Source organism: uncultured Psychroserpens sp., from assembly GCF_947500255.1.
Taxonomy (GTDB): domain Bacteria; phylum Bacteroidota; class Bacteroidia; order Flavobacteriales; family Flavobacteriaceae; genus Psychroserpens.
Genome location: NZ_CANMRL010000001.1, coordinates 1,337,902 through 1,352,079, shown reverse-complemented (window position 1 = coordinate 1,352,079; position 14,178 = coordinate 1,337,902). Strand labels below are relative to the sequence as shown.

14 protein-coding genes are annotated in these 14,178 nt (G+C 33.5%); all 14 read right to left on the bottom strand.

From position 1 onward, the window contains the following. Nucleotides 1–44: 44 nt before the first annotated feature. Nucleotides 45–851 (bottom strand): universal stress protein, encoded by an 807-nt coding sequence (locus Q0783_RS05855; RefSeq protein ID WP_298893939.1) that lies wholly within the window; start codon nt 849–851, stop codon nt 45–47. Nucleotides 852–863: 12 nt separating this feature from the next. Next, the gene (locus tag Q0783_RS05850) at nt 864–2,459 is read right to left on the bottom strand and encodes a SulP family inorganic anion transporter (RefSeq protein WP_298893938.1); all 1,596 of its coding nucleotides are present in this window, start codon (nt 2,457–2,459) and stop codon (nt 864–866) included. Between the two features lie 85 nt (nt 2,460–2,544). After that, nucleotides 2,545–2,820 (bottom strand): hypothetical protein, encoded by a 276-nt coding sequence (locus Q0783_RS05845; protein WP_298893937.1) that lies wholly within the window; start codon nt 2,818–2,820, stop codon nt 2,545–2,547. A gap of 89 nt (nt 2,821–2,909) precedes the next feature. After that, nucleotides 2,910–3,671, bottom strand: coding sequence for a tetratricopeptide repeat protein (locus Q0783_RS05840; protein ID WP_298893936.1), 762 nt, complete (start codon nt 3,669–3,671; stop codon nt 2,910–2,912). 2 nt (nt 3,672–3,673) lie between these two features. Then, entirely contained in the window at nt 3,674–5,449 is a 1,776-nt protein-coding gene (locus Q0783_RS05835; RefSeq protein WP_298893935.1) for a BatD family protein, read from the bottom strand. 23 nt (nt 5,450–5,472) lie between these two features. Then, nucleotides 5,473–6,282, bottom strand: coding sequence for a BatD family protein (locus Q0783_RS05830; RefSeq protein ID WP_298893934.1), 810 nt, complete (start codon nt 6,280–6,282; stop codon nt 5,473–5,475). Nucleotides 6,283–6,316: 34 nt separating this feature from the next. After that, nucleotides 6,317–7,147: an aerotolerance regulator BatC gene (locus Q0783_RS05825; protein WP_298893933.1), complete on the bottom strand. Its 831-nt coding sequence runs from the start codon at nt 7,145–7,147 to the stop codon at nt 6,317–6,319. Between the two features lies 1 nt (nt 7,148). After that, nucleotides 7,149–7,649 (bottom strand): hypothetical protein, encoded by a 501-nt coding sequence (locus tag Q0783_RS05820; RefSeq protein ID WP_298893932.1) that lies wholly within the window; start codon nt 7,647–7,649, stop codon nt 7,149–7,151. An 84-nt stretch (nt 7,650–7,733) separates the two neighbouring features. Next, nucleotides 7,734–8,777 carry a VWA domain-containing protein gene (locus tag Q0783_RS05815; RefSeq protein ID WP_298893930.1) on the bottom strand — a complete coding sequence of 348 codons (1,044 nt, stop codon included), beginning with the start codon at nt 8,775–8,777 and terminating at the stop codon, nt 7,734–7,736. 5 nt (nt 8,778–8,782) lie between these two features. Continuing rightward, nucleotides 8,783–9,787 (bottom strand): VWA domain-containing protein, encoded by a 1,005-nt coding sequence (locus Q0783_RS05810; protein ID WP_298893928.1) that lies wholly within the window; start codon nt 9,785–9,787, stop codon nt 8,783–8,785. Further along, nucleotides 9,787–11,406, bottom strand: a complete 1,620-nt coding sequence (locus Q0783_RS05805) for a hypothetical protein (RefSeq protein WP_298893926.1) — start codon at nt 11,404–11,406, stop codon at nt 9,787–9,789. The genes Q0783_RS05810 and Q0783_RS05805 overlap by 1 nt, the downstream gene beginning before the upstream one ends. Nucleotides 11,407–11,445: 39 nt before the next feature. After that, a complete protein-coding gene (locus tag Q0783_RS05800; RefSeq protein WP_298756123.1) occupies nt 11,446–12,312 on the bottom strand; it encodes a DUF58 domain-containing protein in 867 nt (288 codons plus the stop codon). 116 nt (nt 12,313–12,428) lie between these two features. Further along, on the bottom strand, nt 12,429–13,430 hold the full coding sequence (locus Q0783_RS05795) for a MoxR family ATPase (RefSeq protein ID WP_298756121.1): 1,002 nt from the start codon (nt 13,428–13,430) through the stop codon (nt 12,429–12,431). Nucleotides 13,431–13,584: 154 nt separating this feature from the next. Then, entirely contained in the window at nt 13,585–14,157 is a 573-nt protein-coding gene (locus tag Q0783_RS05790) for a DUF4382 domain-containing protein (RefSeq protein ID WP_298893925.1), read from the bottom strand. Nucleotides 14,158–14,178 lie beyond the last annotated feature (21 nt).

Below are 14,178 nucleotides of genomic sequence, written 5' to 3'. Positions count from 1 at the left end.
AAGCAAAGCCTACCTTACCTGTTCCAATTAACATGAATTTATGATTACTGTTTTTGTCCTTCGGAAATTAACAATGATACATTCACATTACTCATCACATCCTTAATAGTTGATTTATTATTTTTGACATCGCTGCTGCCTCTATTTAAACACAATAAATTAACATCACTTTTTGCTAAGTAATTTGATAAGCTTTTAATAGAATTATTTCCATGATCAAAAACTAATTCTATCGTGTCTCCAGTATTGAGCGGTTTTTCTTCAGTACTTGCAACTGGGTTTTTAACTGTTCTGAATGATTTTAATGGTTTTTGTGTATGTTTAAACAAGGCATCGATAAACTCCAAGTTAAAAGTAGTATTAGCATCATCAAGTAAACCTAATGATAATTCTTTTTCAGGTTCTAATACCTCTTCTTCAGAAGCAATCATAATAGCACCATTATAGTTTTTAATAATAAAATCTGTAATCTTATCTCCTAACAAGTTAATTGGTTTAGACTTTCGTCTTCCAAGTACTATTATATCTGGTCTTTGCTTTTTAATACAATCTAAAATTTCATTTTTTACATTACCAAATGTGTGGTTGTAAGTAATATTGGTGTTATAGTCTTTAGCTATTGGTTCAATTAGATTTTGTATGTCACTTGAGATAGAAACATAAGCCTTGTTAATTGTTCTCATAGCAGACAACTGACTTTCTTTTTCTACAATTTCTGTAGGTTTCTTTACATGAAAAAAGTGAATATCTCCATCTATCATTTTAGAGAGACTAATACTACTTTTAATTGTTTTGGAAGCTGTGTCTTTCATATCTGAAAGCACTAATATTTTATATTTATTGGTTTTCATAATGTTATTGTTTTATGCCGATTTCGGTCTTAATTTAAAAAATTCTATAAAGCTTTCAGGATTTTCAACAACACCTCGTTCTGAAATGAGTTGTATGTCAATATTCCTCTCTTTTGCCTTAAATGCAAAATCATCAAGAATTTCGATAATATCGTTATCTAAGTATCTCGTTTTTCTTACATCCAACTCTAAGTATGTATCTCTTGGCAAACTATCTAGTTCTTTTAAGATTGCACCTTTGTTAAAGAAAGTTACCTCTTCAGCAAGTGTCATTTTTATTTTATGCTTCCCATTACTCTTATCTTCAATATGTAAAAAGTGAGAGTTCTGATAGCTTTTAATTAAAATCACTACGATTCCTACCGCTAATCCCATACCGATTCCTACTAATAAATCGGTGAAAACGATACCTAAAACTGTGACAAAAAATGGAATTGATTGTTTCCACCCTAAGCTATACATCTTTTTAAATAATGAAGGTTTTGCTAATTTGAATCCTACAATAAATAAGACTGCAGCTAAAACTGATAATGGAATCATATTTAATAGTCTAGGAATTAGTATCACTGATATCAATAAGAAAAAACCATGGATAATAGCCGAGGCTTTACTTCGACCTCCAGATTGGATATTTGCAGAACTTCTTACAATTACTTGTGTAATTGGTAAACCTCCAATCATTCCCGAAATAATGTTCCCTGAACCTTGCGCTAATAATTCTCGGTTGGTAGGTGTTACATTTTTATGTGGATCCAGTTTATCTGTAGCCTCAACACAAAGTAATGTTTCTAAACTTGCAACCAGCGCTATAGTGAATGCCACAATCCATATTTCAGGATTTGTAATTGCTGAAAAATTAGGGAAACTAAATTGCCCAAAAAATGATGACGCATCCTCTGGAATTGGAACACTTACTAAATGAGAAGCCTCTAACGATAATGCATCGTTTGATTTGGTGACTACATAGAATACTATACCTACTATTACAGCGACTAAAGGTCCTTGTACAATCTCAAAGAATTTACCTTTTTTACTCAATACTTTACTCCAAAGCAATAATATCCCTAAAGCAACAAATGCTATAAGTGTAGCGCCTTTATCAAAGTTTCCACTTATCAATGCGTTTATAGATTTTAGTAATTCTGTGAACGTATTTTCACCATCCAATTGCAAAAATGCAAAATTGCCTTCTGGGTTTTTATCAAGTCCGAAGAAATAAGGTATTTGTTTTAAAATAATTATAATACCAATTCCTGTTAACATTCCTTTTATAACGGAAGACGGGAAATAATACCCAATAATTCCCGCTTTGAGAAATCCAAAGATCAATTGGATAACACCTCCTAAGACCACTGCTAAAAGAAAGTTTTGATAACCTCCTAAAGTACCAATAGCTGTTAATACAATAGCAGCTAGTCCTGCAGCAGGTCCACTAACTCCAATTTTAGATCCGCTTAGTCCTCCTACAACAATTCCTCCTACAATACCAGCTATAAGTCCTGAAAAAAGAGGTGCTCCACTGGCTAATGCAATACCTAAACATAAAGGTAGTGCGACAAAAAATACGACTATACTCGCTGGCAAGTCATTCTTAATAGTTTTAAACATATATAAATTCATTTAGGCTAAAGAGAAATTCAATAGCTTATTTCAATAATTTTTTTGGATAATTTTATCCGAAGTGCTCTAAAAATTATGAAATGAATTCGGGAGGTGGGAAAATTAAATTGAGATGTGGTTTGGGATAAGTTTTGTAGGCATACTTAAGATTTTTTGCCTTTTTAATTACTGGAAAACCATCTAAATCCTTATCTGAATCAATAAGGAATTTTTCAAATTCTTTATTCTTGTCTTTCCCTTTTTTTTCTTCTTCTTCTTCTGAAATATCATAAACAAATGACATATCTATTGAATCATCAACAATCATGAGTATCGTTGGCGCTGTAGTGAGCGACAAAAATAATATCATAAAGAAAATGGTTAGTAGATTTTTGTTCATATTCAAAAGAGAAAGTTACAAATATAAGCTTTGATTCTGGAAATTTTGTTAAAGAATGTTTAAAAAGTCTTCAACATTTTAATATCCTCGTTTAAGACCCAACCCACTTTACCGTCGCTTAGTTGTATTTTTTTCCAACTAGACACCGTATCTAGAACTTGAACTTTAGTTCCTTCATGGAGTTTAAAGGTCTCTGCGCTTCTTAAATTGGGCTCACTCTTAACCTGAGCTTCTTGAGCAAAAACAATAGCTGGTTGATCTTTTTCGACCAAGTCATATTTGTGAAAGGCAAAGGCAAAGGCAACACATGCTAGAAGCAAACACGACAAACTCGTCACAAAGGCAACTCTTTTTTTTGCAGTACTATGAGAAAAGTAATATCCTAAAAATAAAATGACAAATATAACGACTAAAGCCACACATAACTTCGCCCAATTATTAAAACTGAAGGTATTTGTAATCGTTTTTATAAGTTTGGAAAAGCCAACTTCAGGAATGACCTCTATAGCATCGATTGTCATATTTCTAGCATATGCAATATTGTTCTGAATATCTTTATCACGAGGTTTTAATAGCAGTGCTTTTTCATAATAATAAATACTTGGAGCAATATGATTGAGCTTATAATGTGCATTGGCCATGTTGAAATACAATTCGGCTGAATGCTCTTGAGTTTCTAAAATAGACTCATACTTATCTAATGCTTCAGCATAATTTGCTTCATTATAAAGTGAATTAGCTTCCTTAAATAGCGCTTCATTCTGAGCAAAGGACGCGCTTGTACTTATAAACAATATTAATATGTAAAATAGCTGCTTCATTCTTATCTGATTTCCTTATCAATAATTGAAATAGTTGACGCTGCCTTATCATAATCTTGTTGCATCTCCACATTAGTGATAGGTGTATATCGTGCCAATTCGCAATGTTCCAAAATGCTAATAAACTCTTTAACTGTGATATCATTTACTTGACGCTCTATTAGTATGGCCTCGATTTTTTCTTTGCTAAAATCACTTGTTTCAATATGTAACTTGGCTTTCAAATAATTATGCAATGCTTTCTCTAAAGCAATATAAAATGCTTCTTTATGTCCTAATGATTTTTTAGCTTCTCCTAAATAGCGTCTTGCTAATTTATCTGCTTTTCTAATTTTATTTCCGAAGACATCAGCATTACGCTCTTCTTTTTTCTTACGATATACAAGTGCTAATGGAATGGCTAATAATGGGAGTAATAATGAGCTCCAAAACTCAGCAGATTTAAAGAAGTTTTCTTGTTTTGTTGGTTTTAAATTAGCTTTCGTTTTTATAAATGCAAATTGTGCATTATTTAAGGTAACTTCTTTTTTATTGCTATCAGATTCAGCAATATTATCATCACTAGCACTATTATTAACTGGGCCTTCGATAACATCAATAACAATTTCACCAGATGATACTGTTTTATAGGTTTCAGTCTCTAAATCAAAGTAAGAGAAAGAAAGGCTTGGTATTGGGTATTTACCTTTATATTGTGGAATAATAGTGTAACTATCTGAAATAGAACCATACATTCCGTCTAATCTAGTTCTTATGTTTTCATTATGTTCTGGTTCATAAACCTCTAAAGAACTCGGCACAGTTAGCTTTGGCAACTGAAACAAATTCAAATTACCTTTTCCAGTCACTTCAACTCTAGCTTGGAGAGACTCTGATGCATTTAACTCAGATTTAGACGTAATGACATTAAATTTAAAATCACCAACAGCTCCTGTAAAATTCTCTGGTTTTCCTTCGTCTGGTAAAGGTTTTACATTAATGGTTCTACTTCCTGCAGAAACCGTTCTATTGGTTTGAGCCATATGTCTTCCTCCAAAAATATCTCGCCTTTTAGTTGGCACTTCTACTGTGATATCAAGTGTTAAGGGCTCTATTTCTAACTTTCCTGTTTTTTGAGGGTAAAGTACAGTCTTACGAAGAACGACATATCTATAGTCTTGACCTTTATATTTGCCATTTTGAATGCGATATCCTTTCGTATCAATTTTCTGACTCCAAAAATCGTTATACCTTGGATTATCAACTTCTCTCCAATTACTTACACCTGTATTTGCCGAAACGTATAGTTTATATACCACAGTAATTGCCTCATTAAGGTAAGGATTTGACTTTGAGACTTCGGCAACTAAATGTATGTTTTCGGCTGCAACACCATCAACATTATAAGGATCATTTGGTCGTTTTACAGCATTAGTCACATTTACCGTTACGGCTTTTGTTTTATAAACTACACCTTCAATTTCGATACTTGCTTCATTAATTTTTAGTTTACCTTTCTTTGTAGGTGCTAAGAAATAACTGTAGGTTTTATTATAAGAATGTTGTCCATTAAGCCAGGAATTACTGACAGAAGTGTTAGGTCCTCCAACTACATTAAAATTTGCAAAATCTGGTGGATTGAAATTATCACCATCTTTATTCATTACAAAATCGATACGTAATCGTTCATTGACACCTAATTTTTGCTTACTCAATTTTGCTTCAAATTTAACTTGCGCAGAAGCCATACTCGAAGTCAGTACGATAAGTAATAATGTTATGTGTTTTACGATTTTCATCTCAATAGATACTTTTCTATTTTTTATTTAACTGTAACTGTAATAACGTTGGTAGTTAATGTTTTATTTATGGTTTGCATTACAGGACTACCAAAAATATCATTTTTATCTGTTGGCATTTCTACTGTTACGTTAAGTTTTAAAGGTTCTAATTGAAACTGACCTTTTTCTTTTGACGTTAATTTTGTTTTGCTCAATACCACAAAGCGCTGTTTTTCACCTTTGTACATTCCGTCTTCAACTTTCAGCGGTTTTACATCAATATCTTCAGATTCAAAATCTTCATATTCTGGTTTAGCCAATGCTTTCCAATTTGAAATTCCAACATCTGGAGACACATACAGCGTATAGGTAACTTCAATAGAACTTCCTACTGAAACCGTTTTGTTAGATACCTCAGCAACCAAATGAACAGTATTATTAAACTTTAAAAGTTGAGGATTCTCTTCCTTACTTTTATATATGTCATTAACTTTAACAGACATTGGTTTTGTTAGGTAAGTTTCATCATCAACAGTCATTCGAGCTTGATCAATTGTTAGATCACCTTGCTTTTGAGGCACAACATAATAAGTTATGGTTTTCTTATAACTCTCTTCACCTTTAATCCAACTTCTACTCACATTTTTTTGTGGACCGCTTACCACTTCAAAATCACTAAAGCTTGGCGGCGTAAATTCCTCTTCCTCTGCATCCATCTCAAAATCTACTCGAATAGATTCATTAGGAGCCACTTTATCTTTACTAACTTTAACTTCAAAATTCACTTGTGCGAATACTATTCCAACTGAAAAAATACTCAGCAACAATAGCGTTTGTTTAATAGATTTCATAGTGTTCGGATTTTGGTTGTATGTTAAAAGGGCACTACCAATCCTTTTCAGGTTTGACTTTTACTCCTTTTTGTTTATCAGCATTTATTTTTTCCTGAACTTTCTGTTCTTGATTGTTCATAGCTTCTAGCAAGTTTTTAATTTGCTGTGGTGAAAGCTGCCCAGGTTTTGGTTTTGGTTTTCCTTTTTGCTTATTATCCTCTTTTTCTTTTCCTTCTCCTTTATCTTTTTCGTCTTTTGGCTTTCCTTCTTCATCTTTTTCATCGTCTCCTTCCTTTTTATCTTGATCGCCTTCATCTTTAGGGTCCTGCTTTTTCTCGTCCTCTTTCTTTTCTTCGTCTTTATTTTCGTCTTCTTTATCCTCGTCTTTTTTCTCTTCTTCCTTTTCCTTCTCTTTCTTTTGCTGCTCAGCACATTGTTTAGCTATAGCCAAATTGTAACGCGTTTCATCATCAGTTGGATTGTTTCTTAATGCGTTTTTAAAAGACTCAACAGCCATTTCGCATAAGTCTTGTTTCATTAAAATATTTCCAATATTGTGAAATATCTTATGTTTTTCTTCTTTAGATTCTGAATTATCAGCAGCAAGTTTTAAACGATACAAAGCTTCATCATAATTCTCTTTTTCATAGTAGGTACTTCCCAAATTATACGAGCCAGCAACCACTGAAGGTGCTTTGGAAATTGCCTTTCTGTATTCCATCTCAGCAGAGATATAATTATCGGCATCTACCAATTCGTTGCCTTCATATACATAATTAGTAGCTTTCTCTAGCTTTAATTTTTCCTCACGCTCTTTGTCTTTATCCTGAGCAAAACTCAGGGTCGTCATTAAGACCGTACAAATGATAAGTAGTTTCCTCATTTTACTTTTGTTCTTTAAAAACGGTATTCAAGTAAACTTGTTCCCATGTTCCGTTGTTATAACTCCCTACTTTAAAATTATAAGTAGAATCATCTACATATTCCCACATATCAGTAATTATTGATTCTCCATATTGATACTGATAAATGATATTTTTACCTTCGGCTAACACTTCTCCTTTAGTCACATTTCCGAAAACATCAAACTCCCAAAACTTGATCGTATTGGTCGTTTTATCATAGTGTCTAACACCATGGTTTCTATCACCAAATTCAGTTTGTTCTTTATTAATAAACCCTTTTGACTTTGCTATCACAACCGAACGCTCTAGATCAAAACTGAAATGCACATCTTGTTTAAACTTTGGACCGTTGTTTTCCCATTGTCCTTCTGCACTCCAAGTTTTGTCAACTAGATTTTCGAATATAGACAAATCTTTATCTTGACCAAAACTTAGTAATGGTAACACTAAGAATAAAATTATAATTTTTATGTGGTTCATTCTCATATTTAGTAAATAGCAAGATAAAAAACTGTAGGGCTTGATATAGTTAAAGAATTTATAAAATATATAATACTGAAACGATTACATATTCTCATTAAAAAGATTGAGTCGTTTTAACCATCCTGTTTTTCGTTCGAGGAAGAAAATATCTATAAACAAAAAGAAGATCCCAAAACCTAAAAACCATTGAAACTGGTCTTTAAAATCGGCAAATTCTTTGGCTTCAAATTCGGTCTTCTCCATTCGATTCAAAATATCTTTGATCTCATCGATTACTTCAGAAGTGTTATTCCCTCTAATATATGCGCCATTGGCTTCATCTGCTATATCTTTGAGTGTTTCTTCGTTAAGTTTGGTAATTACAGTCTCTCCTTGATTGTCTTTTTTGTAATTTAAAAGCACACCATTTCGTTTAATAGGAATTGGACCACCTTTCTCATCTCCAACACCTATGGTGAAAATTCGAATGCCTTCTTCTCCAGCTTCTTCAGCAACATTACTGGCAATATCGCTATGATCTTCACCATCGGAAATAATAATTAATACGCGATTGGTTTGCTCTTCGTCATTAAAATAAGTCTTTGCCAATTCAATCGCTTCATTAATGGCGGTTCCTTGAGACGACAACATGTCGGTATTTAAATTTTGGAGAAACATTTTTGCCGATCCATAATCTGTAGTAATTGGCAGTTGCGGAAATGCTTTGCCAGCATAGGCGATAATCCCAATACGATCACTAGCCAAATTGTTTATAATCTGTGTTACTAACTGCTTTGATTTTTCTAGACGATTGGGCGCTATATCTTCGGCAAGCATACTTTTTGAAACATCTACAGCAAACACAATATCGACTCCTAATCGCTTTACAGTCTCTAACTTCGTTCCTATTTTAGGATTTACCAAGGCAATGGCTAGACAAGCAAATGCGAGACTGAGCACTACTATTTTTAAAATAGACTTGAATAGAGATTGGTTGGGGCTTAATCGTTTTAGCAACAGCGAATTTGCAAATCGCTTTTGAGTTCTATATTTCCAAAACTGTAGTATAGCAAACAGGAAGATAATCACCGGAATTACCAGTAATATCCAAAACCAAACTTTTTCTTCTAATTGAAAATCAAACATAATCGCTATACAAAACTTCTAAAAACGGTTAATCGCAATAAGGCTTCAATAATTAAAAAGCCAAGAGCTATCAAAATCAACGGACGATATTTCTCATCGTAGCTTGTGTATTTGATCTCTTCGATTTCAGTTTTTTCCAGTTTATTTATTTCGTTGTAAATCTCTTTTAATTTCTTGTTATTAGTAGCTCTAAAATATTTACCTCCTGTAACATCTGCAATTTCATTTAGTAAGTCTTCATCAATCTCTACTTGTACTCTTCGGTATTGAAATGTACCATTTCTATTCATTGAATAAGGTGACAAAGCCATGCCATTGGTTCCAAGTCCAACTGTATAAACTTTAATGCCGTATTCGACCGCTAACTCACTTGCGATTTTAGGATCTATAAACCCAGAATTATTGACACCGTCCGTCAATAAAATGATAATCTTACTCTTGGCCTTGCTATCTTTTAATCGGTTAACAGATGTTGCCAAACCCATACCTATAGCCGTTCCCGTTTCTATGATGTCATTATATTTCACGTCTCTAAGTGAACGTAGCACTATTGCTTTATCACTGGTAATTGGTGTTTTTGTATAACTTTCTCCTGCATATTCTACTAAACCTATTCTATCATTTGGTCGCCCTTGAATAAATTCTGCAGCCACTTTCTTTAAGGCCTCAAGACGATTAGGTAATAGGTCTTTTGCCAACATACTTGCTGATACATCAATAGCCATAACGATATCGATACCTTTAGTCGTTTTCGTTTTGGTTGTTTCATCTGAAGTTCTCGGTCTTGCAAGTGCCGTAATCAAAAATGCTAAAGCCAATAAACGACATACAAATAACATTGGACGTAGTTTAGGTAAAATAGACTGTCCTACTTGAAATCCTTTAATACTAGATATTTTGAGCTCTGCAGTTTGACGTTTTCTCTTAAACACATACCAAACTATAGCTAGAGGCAGCAATAAAAACAACCAAAAAAACTCTTTATTTAAGAACTCTACGCCTTCAAACATCACTCTTCTACTTTTTTAAGTTCTACAGAATTTAAAATACGATCCATAATTTGATTGGTATATTCATCTTCATTATTCCATATCAATGCAACTTTTTGCATTACAGATTTGTCATCGGCAACAAAGATTAAAATCAAATATTCTCCAGACCTATATTGATCTTTAACATCAGTTGGAAATTCTCCTGTACCAAACACTTTTAATCCTTCGGCAGCATTTGGTGTAATAAATTGTTCTTGCTTTACTAAAAGGTTTCTTGCGCCATTATTTTCTAAGGACTTTATTGTTTCTTCTACAGCTCCGTTTATATCAATTTCTTCACCTTCAGGAAGATTATATTGTGTAGTTCCAACACCAATATTAAACGCACTATCCAGATCTCCATAACCAAATGCCGTTCGCTTAACTTGCTGAATTGTATCTATAGCCTGTAATTCAATACGTTCTAAAACAACTGGTGTTGATATCATAATTGGCGGCACACCATAATCACTTTTAACCCAATCTCCTTCTAAGAGTTCTTTGGTTTCATTTCCAATAATTGTATCTGCAACGTACTTGAATCCGTATTTGAGTCCAAAACCAACATAAGTCGCTACCAAAATTAAAATGCTAGCACAAACGGTAAGTACGATTTTCTCTCGTTTCTTCTTGCGATCTTGCTCTTCTTTATATTGCTTATTTAGTAATTTTTCTTCTTCAGTAGGTTCTGGTAAGGCTTCTTTCACTTGATCAATTTCGACATCAATAGTGTCTCTATCAATTCTCGCCAATTCGATATCTGGAGCGGACTTAGCAAATTTCACCAAATCGGCACGTTTCAATATCGTTTCAATATTATCAATATCTGTTTGACTCAATTCTATTTGACTGGCATCTTTAAGCATATTTAGTCGATCTACCAATTCATCTGTCGTACTTTCTAAGGCACGATCATATACTTTTTCGTCGAGATATTTTCTAATGATGAAGGTTAACTCAGAGTAGTAATCTTTTAATTCAGATCGTTGTAAATAGTTACTCTCGTCAAGTTTTTTAAGTGCGAGTTTTGCCCTATCATAAGGCGGAAGCATTGCAATTTCCTCCTCTTCGGTTAATGGCTTTTTTCGCCAAATAAACCAATACAGTAAGAATCCGATTAAACCTAAAGACACTAAAGCAATTAGAAGGTAAATCCACCAATTACTGGCTCCTTTTTCAACTTCAATAAGCGGTTTGATGTCGTATAAATTTTGCTTGGTCGTATCCACAGCTACAGAAAAGACCTCAACATTTAACGAATCTGTAAACACTGTTTTAGTCCCAATCACAACCTTCTGTTTTGGAATCATGTAAGACCCAGAATCAAATTGTGTTAGTCCGTATTTTTTTATTAGTTTGAATCTCGCATTGTTTTTTGTGGTATCCACCTTGTAGGACTCAATCATTTCTAAAGGCATGAAGGTTTGACCTTCAGGAAAAACAACAAGATCTGTAGTATCTGCTTCAACTTGAATCTTGTAAGTAATTTGTTCTCCTATTTTAATTTTGGTGGTATCAATTGATGATGTTACCTGAGCATTAGAAGCTATTGTAAGGAAAAAACAACAAACCGTGAGTACGGTAAGTTGCTTACTCAAGACATTGATTATATGTTTAATTTTTGATCCTGTCACTGCTTACCCTCTTCTTTTAAAATAGCCTAATAACTTCTTTACATAACTTTCGTCCACGCGACAATCAATTGTGCCCGAACCAGATTTTGTAAAGGTGTCTTTATAGTACTCTACTTTTTCATTATAGTATTTACTGTAATTATTTCTTACGGTCTTTGATGCCGTATTTACCAACACCAACTCTCCAGATTCTTCATCTTCCATTTGCACCATTCCTAAATTTGGAATAGCTTCTTCTCTCTTGTCATAAACACGTATCCCAGTAATATCATGGCGTCCTGCTGCAATTTTTAAATTCTGTTTGTAATCGTCTGCAATAAAATCGCTAAGCACAAATACAATGGCTTTCTTTTTCATGACATTAGATAAAAACTTAAATGCCTCGGCGATATTGGTCAACTTACTCTTTGGTTTAAATTCAATGAGTTCTCGAATAATTCTCAGTACGTGCGAACGTCCTTTTTTTGGAGGAATATAAAGTTCAATATCATCTGAAAATAAGATAAGTCCAATTTTATCATTATTCTGCGTTGCTGAAAAGGCTAAGGTCGCTGCAATTTCGGTTACAATTTCATTTTTAAATTGAACATCTGTACCAAACAATTCTGATCCCGAAATATCAACCATAAGCATCATGGTCAATTCTCGTTCTTCTTCAAACACTTTAACAAAAGGTTCATTGTAGCGCGCTGTAACATTCCAATCGATATTACGAACGTCATCTCCAAATTGATATTGGCGTACTTCGGAAAAAGTCATACCACGACCTTTAAACGTCGAGTGGTATTCGCCTCCAAATATATGATCAGACAATCGGCGTGTCTTAATCTCAATTTTTCGTACTTTTTTTAGTAATTCCTTAGTATCCATTATTTTCAACTATCGTTTTGACATAAAATTTTGTTGATGCTTATGAAGTGCATCGTGTACTTTGTCTAAATGTTTTTTTGAAAAATTTTGAAGTCGAAATTCTTCAGATCCATTTCTTAAGGCACCTCGATTTCATTTACAATTTTGTTGATGATGTCTTCCGAAGTGACATTTTCAGCTTCAGCTTCATAGGTAATTCCTATTCTATGACGAAGTACATCATGAACAACAGCTCTGACGTCTTCTGGAATCACATAACCTCTTCGTTTTATAAACGCATAGCATTTAGCAGCAGTTGCTAAATTGATACTACCACGAGGTGAAGCTCCAAATGATATGAGTGGTTTTAAATCGGCTAGTCGGTATTGTTCTGGATAACGTGTTGCGAAGATGATGTCGAGAATATATTTTTCAATTTTTTCATCCATATAAACCTCTCGAACAACACTTTGCGCTTTCATAATTTGGGCAACAGATACTACTGGATTTACTTTATCCCAATCTCCTTTGAGATTAGCTCTCATAATAAGTTGCTCTTCGGCTTGCTTTGGGTAATCTATAACTGTTTTTAACATGAAACGGTCTACCTGTGCCTCAGGTAAAGGATAAGTTCCTTCCTGCTCAACTGGATTTTGCGTTGCCATTACTAAAAAAGGTTTGTCTAGGATAAATGTTTCGTCACCAATGGTCACTTGTTTTTCTTGCATCGCTTCCAGCAAAGCCGATTGTACTTTGGCTGGTGCTCTGTTAATCTCATCTGCTAAAACAAAATTGGCGAAGATTGGTCCTTTTTTGATAGAAAAATCATTTAGCTTCATATTGTAGATTAATGTTCCTACAACATCGGCTGGTAACAAATCTGGAGTAAATTGGATTCTACTAAAACTTCCATCTACAGCTTGAGATAATGTATTAATCGCTAGTGTTTTTGCTAATCCAGGCACACCTTCTAGCAAAATATGACCTCTACCAAGAAGTCCTATTAACAATCGTTCTACCATATGTTTTTGTCCAACGATGACTTTGTTCATTTCCATCATTAACAAATCAACAAAAGCACTTTCTTTTTCTATTTTTTCATTGATGCTCTTAATGTCAATTGTTCCTGTTTCTTCCATTATCTGTGTGTTTTAAACGCTGTGATTATCTCTTTTTAATTTAGTTATGCAAATTGTTAAAATTTTTTCTGTGATGCTGTTAATAATTGGTTAAAAGTTAAAGAGCAGCACCAATGGTACTGCTCTTATATATTTTATTTAAAATTACAGCGACTTAAAATAATTCAAAACGTCGTAAATGTGTACTGATTTGAGGATTGAGATTGACTTCACCTTGGGAAGAAAATTCTATAGATCGATCAACATCAAATTCAATTAAAAATTCATATAACTTATTAGCATTCAATTCTTTTCCGACCATGTTTATTGATTCGTTTTCGTATTCTGGAGCCATGCTCACCACATATTCTACACCATTTCTTACAACAGAGTTTCGATCACCTAAGATTAATTTTATGTTGTAAACAAATCCTGTTGGTATCACATCAAAATCAACCAAAGTCACAACTTCATTATCTGTTATATCGGTTAAATCATGAATTCCAGTATTAATTGTATTAAGGCTCACCCAGGCATTTGGGCTTGATTCATCTTCTAGAACTCTAAGTTGCACATCCAACACTTCAATATTTGCACGATTTAGGAGACTTTGTGTGCCTTGAAGTTTGACAGTTATTAGGCTACTATCGTCAAAAGTTTCTGTTTCGATTTCTTTAGAACAGCTACTTAAAAAAAATAAGACTATGATACTGTAAATAGCAGTTTTGTAATGACTTAAAAATTTCATGATTTGGGTGACTTAATTATT